A 16,352-nucleotide genomic window follows, 5' to 3' on the forward strand; every position below is an offset into this window, starting at 1 on the left:
AGCGACTGGGGGCGAGAATCATGCCGGGCCCGGCTGGCCAAATCCCCAATTATCGGGGAGTGAAGATAGTAACGGGGCGGGCTGACACGAACGCGCGGCCGCGGAGATGCAGGAAGAAAGCGCAAAGAATAAAAAGCCCCGCCGTCTTGCGAGGGCGGGGCTTGAGCGCGCTGGTCGCCAAATGACGCGCGACCGACTAACGTGTGTCGTTCTTACCTATGTCATGCGCGGGACGCAGGTAAGCGCGCATGGCTTCGACGCTTTACGCGGCGTATTCGGTCAGCGCACCGCGCATCTTCTTCATGGCGCTGGCTTCGATCTGGCGGATACGTTCGGCCGACACACCGAACTCGTCGGCCAGCTCGTGCAACGTCGAGCCGCCCGAGCCGTCGTCGGCGACCTTCAGCCAGCGTGCTTCGATGATGCGGCGGCTGCGCGGATCGAGCGCATCGAGTGCGCTGGCGATGCCGTCGCTTTGCAGCCGGTCGCGCTGACGCGAAGCCAGCACGGCGGTCGGCTCGCTATGCGAGTCAGCCAGATAGGCGATCGGCGCATACGACTCTTCACCGTCTTCGACCTGCCCTTCGAGCGCGATATCGCCGCCCGACAGACGCGTTTCCATCTCCGCGACCTCTTCGCGCTTCACGTTCAGTTCCTTGGCGAGACCTTCGATCTCGTCCGGCGTGAACGCGCCGAGACCTTGCTTGTGGCTGCGCAGGTTGAAGAACAGCTTGCGCTGCGCCTTGGTGGTGGCGACCTTCACCATGCGCCAGTTGCGCAGGATGTATTCGTGGATCTCGGCCTTGATCCAGTGCATCGCGTACGACACGAGGCGCACGTTTTGCTCCGGATCGAAGCGCTTGACCGCTTTCATCAGGCCGATGTTGCCTTCCTGAATCAGGTCGGCGTGCGGCAACCCGTAACCGAGGTAGTTGCGCGCGATCGACACGACGAGCCGAAGGTGCGACAGCACGAGCCGGCGCGCGGACTCCAGATTGTCGTGTTCGCGCAATTCGGTGGCGAACTGGCGTTCTTCCGCCGGCGTCAGCATCGGGATCCGGTTGACCGCCTGGATGTAGGCGTCGATGTTGCCCAGTTGACCGGACAGCAGCGAGGAATGCGAGAGCGCCAGTGCACCTGCCGAAGCGGCCTTAGCCGATGACGGGCTCAAAGTACTCGGAAGGGTCATTGCATGGCTCACGTATGAAACTCCTTTGGAATCAGACAATAGCGTACTCAGTAAACGACTCCAGCGATGGATGTTAGCACTCTGATCTGCCGAGTGCTAATACTTAGAGGTCGCAGGGGTATCGAAGTTCCCAAAAATCCTATTGATTTTCTGCTTTTGATAGCCATCATACGCTCTATTTTGTCCGTCTGTTTGACCTATACAAGTTGCGGTCTTATTCCGTACGACTCTCGCAATTCGCTTATATATGCATATTTTGAAGTAGATAATTTCGAAAATTTTGACTGTCTTCGTTTAATGTGCGTCGCCGGATTTGCGCCTAAAGTAAAGGAAGCAGTCGCTTAATAACCCTAAGGTGAGGGGCCAAATCAACTGCCGCATTTTCGTTTTTGCGTGGACTTTCTCTAAATGCCAGCCTCACCCTCGAGTTCGGGTGTCAGGTGCGGCCTCCGCGCCCGAACCGGACTTCGTGGCAAACCTGCGACTTGCATTCCCTCCTGATCCGCGAGGCGCACCTTGCGTCACCGTCTACCGCCTTCAGCATGTTTCCAATCGCGGTATCAAAGAGCCGAATCCTGGTATAAATTTCAGCCAGCTATAGGTGCAATATCACGTCTGACCGTGGCCGCCTGCGGCTCGCGGTGTTCGAGGGGCTCTGCAATGGCGGCAAAGATGATCGAAGCGATTCGCGGACTCGAGCGAGAGCGTTTTCGCGCGATGGTCGACGGCGATGGGCAGTCGCTCGACACGCTGCTCGCGGACAACGTGAGCTACGTCCATACGAATGGCAAGCGCGAAACGAAGCGGCAGTTCATCGACGGGATCGTTGCGGGGCGCCGCCGTTATCGGCAGATCGAGGTGCAGTCGCAGGACGTGTTGCCGGCCGGGCGCGAAACCTACGTGGTCACGGGCCGCGCGCTGATCGAGATGGAGGCGAACAACGGCGCGCTGCTGTTTCCGATTGCCTATACCGCGATTCACACGCACGAAGACGGGCAATGGCGGCTGATCGCATGGCAGGCAACGCGCTGCGCGCTGGAGTGAGATTCCGAAGACGTGGGCGCGCCTCGTGAGCGGGCCCGCGGCGACGGCGCAATGCGAGGTGTGTGCACCCCGCTGCCGCAGGCTCGACGCTTAGTTCAGATTCACGCGGTCAAGCATTCGTCAGCTTTGTCGTGCCTGCTTGCGCCGTGCTTCCCCGCCTCGGCATTCGCGTCGCGCGCCTCGTGCGTGCCGCGCATCGCGGCCTCTCCCGCATACGGATGGCGCGTCGCCACCGGAAGCCGCGTGCAGCGTTCGGCCACGCGCCTGATCTTCGCGAGATCCGAGAAATCCAGAGCGCTGTCGATACCCATCGCGTCGAGATTCATCGCGAGCGTGACGAGATCGACGTTGCCGGTGCGCTCGCCGTTGCCGAACAGACAGCCTTCGATACGATCCGCGCCCGCCAGCAGCGCGAGCTGCGCCGCGGCCACGGCGGTGCCGCGATCGTTGTGCGGATGCACCGACAGCACGATGCTGTCGCGATACCCGAGATTGCGGTGCATCCATTCGATCTGGTCGGCAAACACGTTCGGCGTGGCCGCTTCGACGCTCGCCGGCAGGTTGACGATCATCTTGCGATCGCGTGTCGGCCGCCACGTTTGCGCGACCGCGTCGCATACCTCGCGCGCGACCGCGTCGCATACCTCGCGCGCGACCGGCAGCTCGGTCGTGTTGAAGGTCTCGGGCGAGTACTGGAAGGTCCAGTGCGTACCCGGCCGCGCCTGAGCGTGTTCCTTGATGAGACGCGTGCCTTCGACGGCGAGCGCCTTGATCTCGTCCTTCGACTGCTGGAACACGATGCGCCGGAACGACGGGCAGATCGCGTTGTACAGATGCACGATCGCGCGCGGCGCGCCGTCGAGCGCATCGAACGTGCGTGCGATCAGCTCCGCGCGCGACGGCACGAAGACTTCGATCGTGACGTCGTCGGGAATGCGCCGCTCGTCGATCAGCTTGCGCACGAAGTCGAAGTCGGTCTGCGACGCCGACGGAAAGCCGACTTCGATTTCCTTGAAACCGATCGCGACCAGCATCTCGAAGTAGTCGAGCTTCTGTGCGGCGCTCATCGGTTCGATCAGCGCCTGGTTGCCGTCGCGCAGGTCGGTGCTCATCCAGACGGGCGCGGCGTCGATCGTGCGACCCGGCCATTTGCGGCCGTTCAGCCGCACGGCGGGAAAGGGACGGTACTTTTCAGCGGGATTGCGCAACATGGTGAGGTGCCTCATTCGTGGTGTCGTCGGCGGAGGGTGGGGACGTCGAGCGGTTGGCCGACTGCCACGCATGCACGGTGTGCGTGCCGATGCCGGGCGGCAACGAGTGGGCGCGCAGCCTGCGGCGTCATGACGCCGCGGGCGAATGAACAGACGAACGCGGATGCGGCCCAGGCAACGTGCATTTGATCCTCTCGCATCGTCCGCGCGGTAAACGGACGAATGCAAACGACGACGGGTTGTGGAGTACTACGACGGGGGTGAAGCGAAACTGCGGGAAGGACCGCCGACGGCAACCGGAGCTGCCAGCGCGCGGCGCTACGCGTGACTTACGCCAGGCGTAGCGATAGGGGCCGCGCTAGGCGGCCGGAGATAATTCGGAGGGTGTTCGGAAGGGAACGCATGAGGCCAACTGTATGACGGTGCGCGCTGGCCTGTCAACCCGCGGCCGTCAGGCCGCCGTCTTCGCGATATCGACGATCAGCTCGACCTGCCGCTCGATCGCGCCCGGCACCGGCGCTTCGCCGCGCAGCACCGCGTCGATCCAGGCGGCCGTGGTCGCCGCGTCGCGTGCTTCGGGCAGCTCGACTTCGGGCGCATCGGGCGACGAGCGCTCGTGCGGCAGCCGCGTCTCGCAGATACCGTCATGCAGCCAGTCGACCTGCACCTGGCGGCGCGTATCGGCGACCGCCTCGCCTTCGGTGCCGCGCGCGAGCAGCGCACCGCCGACGGCCGCGTCGGGATGCGTGATGAACAGCTGCGTGAGACTGTCGCGATACGGCGGATGCGTGTAGTTCACGAGCCGCAAGCCTGCGGGCGCGAACGGCTGCAACAGCTTCACGAGCGTATGCGTCGAATTGCGCACGCCCATGCGCCGGCGCAGCGTGAGCAGGCGCGCGAGCTTGGGCGCGAGCACGTCGATCGACGCGAACGCGACGCGACGCTCCGCCAGACCCGCTTCGATCTGCGCGTGTGACTGCGCGTGGGCGATGCGCAGATGCGCGAAGATTTCCGCGCTGGTCACGCGCCCCGGATCCTCGGTGACGCCGTGCACGAGCACCGGCACACCTTCGCGCGCGAGCAGCAGCGCGAGCAGCGGCACGAGGTTCGGCTGCTTGCGCGCGCCGTTGTACGACGGAATCGACACCGGCCGGAACCCGCCGTGTGGCAGCCGCACCGGCTCGAACGACGTATGCGCGGCGGCCAGCATCGCGGCGAGTTCGTCGGCGGTTTCGCCTTTCACGCGATACGCGAGCAGCACCGCGCCGAGCTCGAGATCGGCGACGCGGCCGTCGAGCATCGCGGTGTAGAGCGCGCGGGTGTCGTCGGCGGTCAGCGCGCGGGCGCCGTTCGGGCCGCGGCCGATTTCCTTGATGAAGCGGGCGCAGGGGAAGGGGGAAGTGGTATCGGTGGAGTCGTTCATCGTGCGCAAGAGGCGGGTGGCGTGCCGCGCGTGGCGGTTTGCTACGCCATTCGGGGAGCTGTTCGGTGTCAGTATCGCATCTATGGCGAGCGCGCGAACAGCTACGAAGCGGCACCCGGCGACTGTCGACTGCCCGGCTGCCACGCACCCGCGCCGTGCCGCGCGTTACACTCGATGTTTCTCGCCGCCTCGGCGGCGCCCATCGAATAACGGAGAACGGGATGAGTTACGTATTTGCACCCGCACCGCAGGTCGCGGTGCCGGTCGTGGGGTCGAGCGAGCAGTTCGCGGTGCGGCGCATCTACTGCGTGGGGCGCAACTACGAGGCGCACGCGCGCGAAATGGGCCACGACCCGGACCGCGAGCCGCCGTTCTTCTTCACGAAGCCGGCCGATGCGGTCGTCTACGTCGCGCCGGGCACGACCGGCGAATTCCCGTATCCATCGCAGACGAAGAACGTCCATTTCGAAATGGAGATGGTCGCGGCGATCGGCGAGGGCGGCAAAGACATCCCCGTCGAGCGCGCGCTCGACCACGTCTACGGCTACGCGCTCGGTCTCGACATGACGCGCCGCGATCTGCAAGGCGAAGCGAAGAAGATGGGGCGTCCGTGGGATACCGCCAAGGGCTTCGATCACTCGGCGCCGCTCGGCCCGATCCATCCGGCCGCGACGGTCGGTCACATCGACAAGGGCGCGGTCTGGCTGTCGGTGAACGGCGAGGACAAACAGCGCGCGGATGTGTCGCAGCTGATCTGGTCGGTGGCCGAGACGATCGCGTATCTGTCGACGCTGTTCGAACTGCGGCCCGGCGACCTGATTTTTACCGGTACGCCGGAAGGCGTCGGCGCTATCGTGAAGGGCGACCTGATGAAGGGCGGCGTGGACGGACTCGGCGAGTTCAGCGTGCGCGTCGTCTGAGACGGCTTGCGGGCAGGTGGAGGAGGCAGACAACATGAAGCTCTACAGCTATTTCCGTAGCTCGGCGTCGTATCGCGTGCGCATCGCGCTGAACGTGAAGAACCTGACGTACGACTACGTGCCGGTGCACCTCGTGCGCGAAGGCGGCGAGCAGCTGAAGCCCGAGTATCGCAAGATCAACGCGGACGGTATCGTGCCGACGCTCGCCGACGGCAATCATCTGCTGCCGCAGTCGCTCGCGATCATCGAGTATCTCGAGGAGACGCATCCCGAGCCGCCGCTGCTGCCGAAGGCGCCGCTCGATCGCGCTTATGTGCGCTCGGTGGCGCTGCAGGTCGCGTGCGAGATTCATCCGCTGAACAATCTGCGCGTGCTGCGTTATCTGAAGCACTCGCTGCGCGTCGACGACGACGCGAAGGACGCGTGGTACCGGCACTGGATCGACGCGGGCTTCGCGACGCTGGAGATGCATCTCGCCGGCGAAGCGCGCACCGGCAAGCTGTGTTTCGGCGACACACCGACGCTCGCCGACGCGTGCCTGATTCCGCAGGTGTTCAACGCTCAGCGCTTCAAGGTCGACACCGCAAAGTTTCCGACGATCCAACGCATCTACGATCACGCGATGCAACTCGACGCGTTCGCACGCGCGGCACCGGGCGCGCAGCCGGATGCGGAGTGAGCGCGGCTTCGCGTGACACGTCGACGGCGGCTTGAAACGAAAAAAGGGCACTCCGTGGCGTGCCCTTTTCCTTTGGTTCGCCGCGAGTGCCGAGCGCCGCGGCAATGAATCGATCAGCCGCCCAACAGCGCGTCCGAAAACTCCTCCGCGCTGAACGGCTGCAGATCCTCGACCTTTTCGCCGACGCCGATGAAATACACCGGAATCGGCCGCTGCCGCGCGATCGCCGCGAGGATGCCGCCCTTCGCGGTGCCGTCGAGCTTGGTGACGATCAGGCCGGTGAGGCCGAGCGCGTCGTCGAATGCCTTGACCTGCGTGAGCGCGTTCTGGCCGGTGTTCGCGTCGATCACGAGCAGCACTTCGTGCGGCGCGCCGTCCTGCGCCTTGCCGATCACGCGCTTCACCTTGCGGAGTTCTTCCATCAGATGCAGCTGGGTGGGCAGACGGCCGGCCGTGTCGGCCATCATCACGTCGATTTTGCGCGCACGCGCGGCGCCGACCGCGTCGAAGATCACCGCCGCCGGATCGCCGCTTTCCTGCGCGACCACGGTCACATTGTTGCGCTGGCCCCAGATGGCGAGCTGCTCGCGCGCGGCGGCGCGGAATGTGTCGCCGGCGGCGAGCAGCACCGACTGGTGGAAGCTCTGCAGATGCTTCGCGAGCTTGCCGATGCTCGTGGTTTTGCCTGCACCGTTGACGCCGGCGATCATCATGACGAGCGGCTGCGCGCGGCCGAGCATCAGCGATTTTTCGAGCGGCTTCAGCAACTCGACGAGCAGCGTGCGCAACGCGGTCTTGACCTGCTGCGGGTCGGTCAGGCGTTCGCTACGCACCTTCTCGCGCAGCGCCTCGAGCAGGAATTCGGTCGCCTCGACGCCGGCGTCCGACATCAGCAGCGCGGCTTCGAGTTCCTCGTACAGGTCCTCGTCGATCTTCGCGCCGACGAAAATGCCGGTCAGGTTCGAACTGGTTTTCGCGAGGCCGCTCTTCAGGCGCGTGAGCCACGAGCGCTTCGCGCCGGCGTCCTGCACGGGCGGCGGAACGATCTCGACGGTATCGAGCACGGCGTCTCGCGGCTCGGGCTGGGGCTCGATGATGGTCGTGGCCACAGGGGGAACGGTGGGCGCAACCGGCTCGACAGGTGCAACCGGCTCGACACGCGCGGCTTTGGCCTCAGCCTCGGGTGCCGCGCCGTCTTGCGCCGCCAGCGATTCGTCTGCGGCGGTATCGGACTCTTTCGAACCCTTGAATCGTTTGAAAAAGCTGAACATGATCTGACGTCTTGGAGAGCGCGCCGATGCGCGCAGCCGGCACGGGACCGGCGAAGCGGTGGGCAGCGCCGGGATGCGAGAAAGCGGGGCGCTGGCAGCCGCACATTTTATCAGGCGTGCCGCGGTGCGTCGTATCGGCCGCTCGGCCAGGCTGGACGCGCGCCGCCCCTGTGGTAACGTGGGCGCTCCGGCCCGCGCGCATCGGCGCCGCGGGCGTGTTCATCACTCAGCTGAAACCGCACGATACTGCATGCCTCGTTTAGCCCCTTCACGCGCCGCTGGCGCTTCGTCCAAGAGCGGCAAGCCGCATGCCATTCGCATCATCGGCGGCGACTGGAAACGCACGCCGCTGCCCGTGCTCGATCTGGACGGCTTGCGCCCAACGCCCGACCGCGTCCGCGAAACGTTGTTCAACTGGCTCGGCCAGCGTCTGGACGGCCAGCACTGCCTCGATCTGTTCGCCGGCAGCGGCGCGCTCGGCTTCGAGGCCGCGTCGCGCGGCGCGGCTCGCGTGCTGATGGTGGAGCGCCATGCGCGCGCCGCCGGGCAGTTGCGCGCGAACCAACAACGGCTCGATGCACGCATGATCGAAATCGCCGAGGCGGACGGTCTGCGTCTCGCGGCGAGTCTCGCGCCAGGTTCGTTCGACGTCGTGTTCCTCGATCCGCCGTTCAATGCCGACCTGCTCGGCAAGGCGCTCGCTGTGGCCGTGCCGCTGCTGCGCGCCGGCGGCTATCTCTATGTCGAAGCCGGTGAAGCGCTCGAACCGGCCGCTCACGAGCCGCTCGCGGGCTGGGAGGTCGTGCGGCAGGGCAAGGCGGGTGCTGTGCACTTTCATTTGCTGCAGCGCGAAAATAAGGAATAATGCGCGTTCCAAAAAAGGGCCGGGCGGTTTATCTTGATCCGCGCCGGTGCCAAATGCGTCGCTTGGACGTGCCGTTTTGTCTGAAGAGAGGAGAAGTCTCATGGTAGTCGCCGTGTACCCGGGCACGTTCGACCCGCTGACGCGCGGTCACGAAGACCTCGTTCGGCGCGCGTCGAGCATTTTCGACACGCTGGTGGTGGGTGTGGCCGACAGCCGTGCCAAGCAGCCGTTTTTTACTCTCCAGGAGCGCCTCGCGATTGCGCATGAGGTGCTCGGCCACTACCCGAACGTCCAGGTGATGAGCTTCAAGGGGCTGCTCAAGGACTTCGTGCGAACCAACAACGCGCGGGTGATCGTCAGGGGGCTACGCGCGGTGTCGGACTTCGAGTATGAGTTCCAGATGGCGGGCATGAACCGCTATCTGCTGCCCGACGTCGAGACGATGTTCATGACGCCGTCCGATCAGTATCAGTTCATCTCGGGCACGATCGTGCGCGAGATCGCGCAATTGGGCGGCGACGTCAGCAAGTTCGTGTTCCCGTCGGTCGAAAAATGGCTGAAGGAGAAAGTCGCGTCGCTGGATCCGCAAGGCGGCGCTCAGGCGACGTGAGCCTGAGTCGCACAAGCGGCCGGTTTTGATGGATCAAGGCCGGTCGTCGGCGGCATCGGGCGCGAACAGCGTGGCTTCAATGAGCGGCGACGAGTGCGTCAGTTGGCTGTTCTAAGTAATGTCGGCGCGACCTGCTGGCGGCGAACGTCGAACCCGTCGTTACGCACGGGCATCGGTGTATTCGATGGTTTGTGCAAGTCGTGACGCGGGAATTCGGGCGATCTCCGTCTTGCCGAACCAGATCACGAACAGGCCGGGATCCGCGGCGCTTCGTTGCACTTTCACCTTCTTGCCCGCCTTGTGTGTGCGGCCAACGTCGAGTCCGATGTACTTGCTCTCGACGGCGACAAGCAATTTTGCGGGACGCGATAGCTCGTCGGTCACGGCGTTTCACCTTCTGCGTCAATCATGCGGTCGAAATCCCCGAACTTGCGATCTGCGAATCCGGACGAGATGCGAAACAGGCTGAACCTGCTGAACGTTATATTTTTTGTATCGATTCTGTCAAGGTGTTGGCCATGGGCAATCGATATACCTTTGTTCAACTCGCCGAGTATGGACTGACGAAGTGCACCGATCTGTACGGGACGGTGGATCTCAACAGGGCGACTGATGCCGCGATATGTGGAATTGCCAGGGCGGAGTAGCCGGGCGGGCTTTGCAATAGGAATGAGGCGTTTTTTCTAGACGGAGAGTGCCGGCTCAACCGACTCTGAACAATGTCAGCTACCCTTCGCTGCCTTGGTGAACGCCTCGGCAAGTTTGTCGAAGTGTCGGAGGGCGGCGGGCGTTAGTTCGACCTGTTTGCGGCGAGCGTCTTCGGTGTCGTTCAGCAGGAGCCAGCCCTTTTCGCGCATCGACGTGATACGGGCATGCAGGGTTGCCGGCGACCCGAGAGCGCTTTGGGCCATCATGTCTCGAACCGACAGCCGTTCGTTTTTTTGCCTCATACGGGCAACGAACTCCAGGATCTTTTCTTCGAGCGGATCGAGCGCGGGAAGTGAGGGCAGACCTCGCAGTGCTTCGGTCAATTGAAGAAATCGAAGATAGATATCAGCAGGGCGGGTCATGACCATCGCTCCAACGAAAACGCCGCTCACCCGAGCGCGCAAAGCGAACCTTGATGCTGCCCAGCGACGACCGGGCTTCGTTATTTTATCTCCATGGCTAGCTTACGTTTGCATTTCCTCTGGGTCGCGGGCACGGCCATCGCGTTCGTGCTGTCGCTCTGCATCAATCAGGAAGTCTTCGCGCGTTGGCAACGCTCGTACGGCTTGTCAATTGCTGTCGTCGTTGCAAGAAGCGCGACACGCATGCTTGCCGACACATTGGCCGCTTTCGGTGCGCTCGCCGTTACCTGAGCGCGTTGTTCCATACTGCATGGAGTGAAGCACACCGAACTGATAGTGGGGACGAAGGCGGGCTTTGCCTGGAACCCCAGCAGCGCGATGGCACTACGCTCAGGATCGCATCACTACGGAGTCCGTATGACACTGTGGTCGTCGATCGGGTGGCACGGGCTGTACCGCGCTACGTGCTCGTAAAGGACTGGCCAATCGACCGCGAGCAGCGGAATCGTTGGGTCTTTCCGACACCAGTACGCGATAAACCGCGCCCAGCCGCCGAGAAATATCCCTCTGCCAGAACTCAGCAGACACGGAGGGCGAGCGACGGGCGGAACCAGCATCCGCGGCATTCCCGCCGCCAGGATTTCAAGGGCGTCGGGCGACTCGCTTGACGCCGGCAGACGGTCCCCGGTGTCAGACAGGTATCTACGTACTTCTTCCGCTACAGGTGTGCTACGAAGTTCGAGGTACGAGGCTCGGATTTCATCGAGTACTGAACTGGGCACACACGAATAATGAGCGCCACCCAGTCTTTCCAGCGCAGCGCGCCTGACGAAGTCAGGAAGCGCCCCCAACATTGTCTCGCTGCCGAGTAACGCATCTTGAAAGACGGGATAGCGCGCGAGCCATGGAGCCGGCGCACGGCCCACTGGTCGGCGTGCCGATGCCCACCGGTTCGTCCGGATAGCGCGTTCCGTTCCAGCCTGTTCTCTCAGGTTCATCGCTATAAAAACCATATCAATGCGGACGTGGTTTGACGTTCTTGTCGTGGCCGGCATACAGCTACAAATGGGTTTTCGGTCGAATCGCGCCGAACTTGAGGGCCGCGCGAAATTATTTCCCCGAGCGTCACGATGTCTCCGACCGGAAGCCTGCTGCTCGCGCTCGCGGAACGCCATATGGGCACGCTATGATGCATTCGGCAAAAGCAACAGAGGATGGCTCACGGCAATGTCTAGCTTACGTTTGCATTTTTGGTCGATCGCTGGGACTCTGATCGCGTTCCTGGTGTCGCTGTGGATCAATCAGGAGGTGTTTACGCACACGTCTTTCGTGCGAGGCGTCAACTGGATTTTCCTGCCGTCTGGTGTTCGGCTTCTCAGCACGTTGCTGCTTGGGTTCGATGGTGCCATCGGCCTGCTGCTTGCCGGACTGATCACCGACTTTCTGTACTGGTTTCCGCATGACCCGGTGCGTGCAATTGCAGGTGCTTTGCTTGGGTCTTTGGCCCCGTATCTGGTCTACCGGTTTGCGCTCGAGTACTACGATTTGCGCGCATCGCTGTCGAACCTGACGCCGAAGCGGCTTCTGGTTCTGGCCGTCGCCTATTCGGTAGCAAACCCGCTGTTTCATCACCTGTGGTTCGCGCTGACCGGTACGACGAAAAACTGGTTCGAAAGCTTCTTCACGATGTTTGTCGGCGATCTGACCGGTGCGTTGATCATGCTGTACGTGATGAAGGGGCTGCTGGCCTTGTTGCCGAAACAGCCCGGCAATTCCCGCATGTCGAATGGCATGTTCAGCATCCAGTTGGCATTGAACAGCGCATACACCAACCAGTTGGCAACGAAGCTAACCTAACCGCGAAACGCGGCAGGCCATGATCCCAGCGCGGGATCGCACGACCGTGCGGGGGCGAAAAAGCTATAATGTATTGTTTTTACTAGCAAAGTTGGTGGCAGCATGGCCCTGATGATTACCGACGAGTGCATCAATTGCGACGTCTGCGAGCCCGAGTGCCCGAACGACGCGATTTCGATGGGCCCGGATATCTACGTGATCGATCCGAAGAAGTGCACTGAGTGTGTCGGTCATTTCGACGAGCCACAGTGCATTCAGGTGTGTCCGGTCGAGTGCATTCCGCGTGACCCGAACCACCTGGAAACGCGCGAAGGTTTGATGGCGAAATATCACGCACTGCAGGTCGCCAAGGGCGCCTGAAGTTCGCGGGTGACGCGCAAATAAAAACGGCGAAGGCTCGCGGGCCTTCGCCGTTTTTCTTTCGCGGCGTTTCGTTATCCGACGTAAGCGCTGAAAATGCCGCGCAACGCATCGAGCAGGATGTCGCATTCGGCGTCGGTGCCGACCGAGATCCGCAGATGTTGGTCAATGCGCGGAGCGTTGAAGTGCCGCACGAAAATTTCTTTTTCCCGCAGCCGCGACGCGAGCGTCGCCGCGTCGTACCCTTCATGCCGCGCGAACAGCAGATTCGCGGCCGACGGCACGACTTCGAAGCCGAGCGCAGTCAATTCCGCCGCGAGCCGTTCGCGGCTCGCAATCACCTTCGCGCAGCATTCGCGAAACCACGCGTCGTCTTCGTAGGCGGCGGTCGCCGCGGCTTGCGCGAGGCGGTCGAGCGGGTAGGAATTGAAACTGTCCTTCACGCGATTGAGCGCATCGATCAGCGTCGCATTGCCGAACGCAAAGCCCACGCGCATGCCAGCGAGCGAACGTGACTTCGACACGGTCTGCACGACGAGCAGATTCGGATAGCGATTGATCAGCGCAATCGCCGACTCGGCGCCGAAGTCGACATAGGCTTCGTCGATCACCACGACCGAATCAGGGTGGCTCGCGACGAGGCGTTCGATTTCCGTGAGCGGCAGCGGCCGGCCGGTCGGCGCGTTCGGATTTGGAAACAGGATGCCGCCATTGGGCACCGCGTAGTCGTCGACGTTGATCGCGAAGCGGTCGTCGAGCGGGATGGTGCGGTAGTCGACCTCGAACAGCTTCGCGTAGGTCGGATAGAAGCTGTACGTGATGTCGGGAAACAGCAGCGGCTTGTCGTGCTTGAGCAAGGCCTGGAACGTCAGCGCGAGCACTTCGTCCGAACCGTTGCCCGCGAATACCTGCTCGGCGCGGATGCCGTGATAAGCGGCGACCGTCTCGCGCAGCTTGCGTGCGCTTGGATCGGGATAGCGGCGCAGTGCGTCGGCCGTGTCGCCGAGTTCGCGACGGATCGCGTCGAGCACGCGCGGCGACGGCGGATACGGATTCTCGTTGGTGTTCAGCTTCACCGGATGCGCGAGCGCGGGCTGCTCGCCCGGTACATACGGCGTCAGACGATGAACGATGTCGCTCCAGTAGCGGCTCAAGCGATTCTCCTCGCGGGGGCGGTTGCAGGTGTCGATGGGTGTGGCGCGCGTCAGCTGTTGTTGCGATGCAGCTGCATCATCGCGCGTTCGAGCTCGCCTTTGATGACTTGCGGCATCACCGCAAGCGCGCGCTCGATCGACGCGTCGATGACCTCCTGCTCTTCGCGCCGTGGCGGCTTCAGCACATAGTTCGCGACGTCAGGCTTCGCGCCGGCGCGCGCGCTTTCGGGAATCAGATCGCGCGGATGGCCGATGCCGATCCGCAGCCGCCAGTATTGCTGCGACGACAGATGCGCGCTGATGTCCTTCAATCCATTATGCCCGCCGCTGCCGCCGCCGAGCTTCAGCTTGACGCTGCCGGGCGGCATGTCGAGCTCGTCATGCGCGACGAGGATCTCGTCGGGAAGAATCTTGAAGAATTGCGCGAGCGCGACGACCGATTGGCCAGAGCGGTTCATATAGGTCTGCGGCTCGAGCAGATGCACTTCCTCGCCGTGCAGCCGTGCCTTCGCGTAAAAGCCGTGAAAGCGCCGCTCGTCGCGCAGCGTCGTGCCTGCCTCGCGCGCGAGTTGATCGACCAGCCAGAAGCCGGCGTTGTGACGCGTCGCGGTGTATTCGGCGCCCGGATTGCCGAGCCCGACGATCAGCTTGATCATGGTTGCGTGAGTCCATCAGATCCGGAAGTGAAACGCACCCGGACTAAAAAAGCCGAAAAAAAACCCGCCAGGGCGAACCTCGGCGGGTCACATCGACCGTTTCATCGGAAACGGATCGAGAGGATTGCTTGCTTCGAACCGGAGGGCTCTTAAGCAGCCGGCGTTTCGCCGCCTTCAGGAGCAGCAGCTTCTTCAGCGATTGCGCCAGCCGGGACCGTTGCAGAAGCGACCACCGGGTTTTCCGCGTCGACGTGGGCGACGAGCGCCACACCTGCCGGCAGCGGGATGTCCTTCGCGTGAACCGATTGACCTGCTTCGATCTTCGCGAGGTCGACTTCGATGAATTCCGGCAGTGCCGACGGCAGGCACTCGATTTCGAGTTCGTTGAGGACGTGCGAGATCACCGCGCTCGACAGCTTCACTGCCGGGTTGGTTTCCTGGTTCATGAAGTGCAGCGGCACCTTGGTGTGCAGCTTCTTCGACGCGTCGACGCGCTGGAAGTCCACGTGCAGCACGAGCTGACGGAACGGGTGGTATTGCACGTCGCGCAGCAGAACCTGTTGCGACTTGCCTGCCACTTCCAGATCGAGGATCGACGAGTGGAAAACTTCTTTCTTCAGCGCGTGCCACAGGGCGTTGTGATCGAGTTCGATCAGTTGCGTGTCAGCACTTGCGCCATAAACGATACCCGGGGTCTTGCCCGAGTTACGCAGGCGGCGGCTCGCACCCGTACCTTGCAGGGAACGCTCGAAAGCGACTACTTTCATGTTGAATCTCCAATACACTGCCCGCGACCAGGCAGTAAAAACAGGGCCTCGAAGCCGTAATGGCTGAGGCCCAGGGTAGCGGCAAGAACCTTCGTTCGTTCATGCCGATTGTGCAAAAACGCCGCGTGTCGCATGAAGCGTTACGCGGCGTCTTCGCAAATGCTTAACTTTCAGCGAACAGCGACATCACCGAATCGCCGCGGCGGATACGCGAGAACGTTTCGGCCAGTAGACCAGCGCTCGTCAGCGAACGGATCTTCGCGCACGAACGGGCTTCTTCGCCGAGCGGGATCGTATCCGTGACCACGAGTTCGTCGAGTGCGGAAGCGGCGATACGCTCGCCCGCGCCGCCCGACAGAACCGGATGGGTGGCGTAAGCGAACACCTGCTTCGCGCCGCGTTCCTTCAGAACCTGCGCGGCCTTGCACAGTGTGCCGGCCGTGTCGACCATGTCGTCCATGATCACGCAGGTGCGGCCTTCGACTTCACCGATGATGTTCATCACCTCGGCGACGTTCGCCTTCGGACGACGCTTGTCGATGATCGCGAGATCGCAATTGAGTTGCTTCGCCAATGCACGGGCGCGCACCACGCCGCCGACGTCCGGCGAAACGACCAGCAGGTTGTCGTAGTTCTGCTTGCGCAGATCACCGAGCAGCACCGGCGTTGCGTAGATGTTGTCGACCGGGATGTCGAAGAAGCCTTGAATCTGGTCGGCGTGCAGATCCATCGTGATCATCCGCTCGACGCCGGCGATTTCCAGCATGTTCGCCACGACCTTCGCCGAGATGGCGACGCGCGCCGAACGCGGGCGACGATCCTGACGGGCATAACCGAAGTAGGGGATGGCTGCAGTGATCCGGCCTGCGGATGCGCGCTTGAGCGCATCGACCATGATCATCAGTTCCATCAGATTGTCGTTGGTCGGCGCACACGTGGATTGCAGGACGAAGACATCCTTGCCGCGCACGTTTTCCTGAATCTCGACCTGGATCTCGCCGTCCGAAAAACGGCTGACCATTGCTTTGCCGAGGGGAATACCGAGGTTTTTGACGACTTCCTGTGCAAGCGCGGGATTTGCGTTGCCAGTAAAAACCATCAGGCCGTCATGGCTGCTCATCGTGCACCTACTTCAGGCTGGGGGCGGGAGAAATGCGAACTACAGCGAACTACGAGAATTTTTGGCAGGGGAGAAAGGATTCGAACCTTTGCATGCCGGAATCAAAATCCGGTGCCTTAACCAGCTTGGCGACTCCCCTACACTAACTTTGAGCTC

17 protein-coding genes, 1 tRNA gene and 2 pseudogenes are annotated in these 16,352 nt (G+C 62.7%); 9 read left to right on the forward strand and 11 right to left on the reverse strand.

What is annotated here, in order from left to right:
• Positions 1–262: 262 nt before the first annotated feature.
• Positions 263–1,201: an RNA polymerase sigma factor RpoH gene (rpoH, locus tag EVC45_RS30610; RefSeq protein WP_129961918.1), complete on the reverse strand. Its 939-nt coding sequence runs from the start codon at positions 1,199–1,201 to the stop codon at positions 263–265.
• A gap of 517 nt (positions 1,202–1,718) precedes the next feature.
• Here rpoH and EVC45_RS30615 point away from each other — a divergent pair.
• A pseudogene (locus EVC45_RS30615) lies at positions 1,719–1,790 on the forward strand (acyloxyacyl hydrolase); the annotation flags it as partial.
• A gap of 59 nt (positions 1,791–1,849) precedes the next feature.
• Positions 1,850–2,233 (forward strand): nuclear transport factor 2 family protein, encoded by a 384-nt coding sequence (locus EVC45_RS30620; RefSeq protein WP_129961919.1) that lies wholly within the window; start codon positions 1,850–1,852, stop codon positions 2,231–2,233.
• Positions 2,234–2,412: 179 nt separating this feature from the next.
• Here the strand turns inward: EVC45_RS30620 and EVC45_RS30625 are convergent.
• Both EVC45_RS30625 and ybiB read right to left on the reverse strand, forming a co-directional pair.
• A pseudogene (locus EVC45_RS30625) lies at positions 2,413–3,444 on the reverse strand (2-isopropylmalate synthase); the annotation flags it as partial.
• A 451-nt stretch (positions 3,445–3,895) separates the two neighbouring features.
• Positions 3,896–4,867 carry a DNA-binding protein YbiB gene (gene ybiB, locus EVC45_RS30630; RefSeq protein WP_129961920.1) on the reverse strand — a complete coding sequence of 324 codons (972 nt, stop codon included), beginning with the start codon at positions 4,865–4,867 and terminating at the stop codon, positions 3,896–3,898.
• Positions 4,868–5,088: 221 nt separating this feature from the next.
• Between ybiB and EVC45_RS30635 the strand changes: the two genes are divergently transcribed.
• Both EVC45_RS30635 and maiA read left to right on the forward strand, forming a co-directional pair.
• Positions 5,089–5,787 (forward strand): fumarylacetoacetate hydrolase family protein, encoded by a 699-nt coding sequence (locus EVC45_RS30635; RefSeq protein ID WP_129961921.1) that lies wholly within the window; start codon positions 5,089–5,091, stop codon positions 5,785–5,787.
• A gap of 34 nt (positions 5,788–5,821) precedes the next feature.
• Positions 5,822–6,466: a maleylacetoacetate isomerase gene (maiA, locus tag EVC45_RS30640; protein WP_129961922.1), complete on the forward strand. Its 645-nt coding sequence runs from the start codon at positions 5,822–5,824 to the stop codon at positions 6,464–6,466.
• A 113-nt stretch (positions 6,467–6,579) separates the two neighbouring features.
• Here the strand turns inward: maiA and ftsY are convergent, their stop codons facing one another.
• A complete protein-coding gene (gene ftsY, locus EVC45_RS30645; RefSeq protein ID WP_129961923.1) occupies positions 6,580–7,737 on the reverse strand; it encodes a signal recognition particle-docking protein FtsY in 1,158 nt (385 codons plus the stop codon).
• 250 nt (positions 7,738–7,987) lie between these two features.
• Between ftsY and rsmD the strand changes: the two genes are divergently transcribed.
• Entirely contained in the window at positions 7,988–8,602 is a 615-nt protein-coding gene (gene rsmD, locus EVC45_RS30650) for a 16S rRNA (guanine(966)-N(2))-methyltransferase RsmD (RefSeq protein WP_129961924.1), read from the forward strand.
• A gap of 100 nt (positions 8,603–8,702) precedes the next feature.
• Positions 8,703–9,212 carry a pantetheine-phosphate adenylyltransferase gene (gene coaD / locus EVC45_RS30655; protein WP_129961925.1) on the forward strand — a complete coding sequence of 170 codons (510 nt, stop codon included), beginning with the start codon at positions 8,703–8,705 and terminating at the stop codon, positions 9,210–9,212.
• Between the two features lie 159 nt (positions 9,213–9,371).
• Here coaD and EVC45_RS30660 read toward each other — a convergent pair whose 3' ends face one another.
• Both EVC45_RS30660 and EVC45_RS30665 read right to left on the reverse strand, forming a co-directional pair.
• Entirely contained in the window at positions 9,372–9,596 is a 225-nt protein-coding gene (locus EVC45_RS30660; RefSeq protein WP_129961926.1) for a hypothetical protein, read from the reverse strand.
• Positions 9,597–9,934: 338 nt separating this feature from the next.
• On the reverse strand, positions 9,935–10,282 hold the full coding sequence (locus EVC45_RS30665) for a transcriptional regulator (RefSeq protein WP_026228530.1): 348 nt from the start codon (positions 10,280–10,282) through the stop codon (positions 9,935–9,937).
• Positions 10,283–10,375: 93 nt separating this feature from the next.
• Here EVC45_RS30665 and EVC45_RS30670 point away from each other — a divergent pair, with 93 nt between their 5' ends.
• The 3 genes from EVC45_RS30670 to EVC45_RS30680 all read left to right on the forward strand — a co-directional run bounded on the left by EVC45_RS30670 (position 10,376) and on the right by EVC45_RS30680 (position 12,499).
• On the forward strand, positions 10,376–10,573 hold the full coding sequence (locus EVC45_RS30670; RefSeq protein ID WP_129961927.1) for a hypothetical protein: 198 nt from the start codon (positions 10,376–10,378) through the stop codon (positions 10,571–10,573).
• A gap of 936 nt (positions 10,574–11,509) precedes the next feature.
• Positions 11,510–12,139 carry a hypothetical protein gene (locus EVC45_RS30675; protein WP_129961973.1) on the forward strand — a complete coding sequence of 210 codons (630 nt, stop codon included), beginning with the start codon at positions 11,510–11,512 and terminating at the stop codon, positions 12,137–12,139.
• 102 nt (positions 12,140–12,241) lie between these two features.
• Positions 12,242–12,499: a YfhL family 4Fe-4S dicluster ferredoxin gene (locus tag EVC45_RS30680; RefSeq protein ID WP_129961928.1), complete on the forward strand. Its 258-nt coding sequence runs from the start codon at positions 12,242–12,244 to the stop codon at positions 12,497–12,499.
• A 74-nt stretch (positions 12,500–12,573) separates the two neighbouring features.
• Here EVC45_RS30680 and hisC read toward each other — a convergent pair whose 3' ends face one another.
• The 5 genes from hisC to EVC45_RS30705 all read right to left on the reverse strand — a co-directional run bounded on the left by hisC (position 12,574) and on the right by EVC45_RS30705 (position 16,335).
• Positions 12,574–13,653: a histidinol-phosphate transaminase gene (gene hisC / locus EVC45_RS30685; protein ID WP_129961929.1), complete on the reverse strand. Its 1,080-nt coding sequence runs from the start codon at positions 13,651–13,653 to the stop codon at positions 12,574–12,576.
• Positions 13,654–13,703: 50 nt separating this feature from the next.
• Complete coding sequence (gene pth, locus EVC45_RS30690; protein WP_129961930.1) at positions 13,704–14,309, reverse strand: aminoacyl-tRNA hydrolase; 606 nt, start codon at positions 14,307–14,309, stop codon at positions 13,704–13,706.
• 149 nt (positions 14,310–14,458) lie between these two features.
• Positions 14,459–15,076, reverse strand: coding sequence for a 50S ribosomal protein L25/general stress protein Ctc (locus EVC45_RS30695; RefSeq protein WP_129961931.1), 618 nt, complete (start codon positions 15,074–15,076; stop codon positions 14,459–14,461).
• 163 nt (positions 15,077–15,239) lie between these two features.
• Complete coding sequence (locus EVC45_RS30700; protein ID WP_129961932.1) at positions 15,240–16,196, reverse strand: ribose-phosphate pyrophosphokinase; 957 nt, start codon at positions 16,194–16,196, stop codon at positions 15,240–15,242.
• A gap of 62 nt (positions 16,197–16,258) precedes the next feature.
• Positions 16,259–16,335, reverse strand: a tRNA-Gln gene (locus tag EVC45_RS30705).
• Between the last annotated feature and the right edge of the window lie 17 nt (positions 16,336–16,352).

It is taken from the genome of Paraburkholderia sp. UYCP14C (assembly GCF_004197395.1).
Lineage (GTDB): Bacteria > Pseudomonadota > Gammaproteobacteria > Burkholderiales > Burkholderiaceae > Paraburkholderia.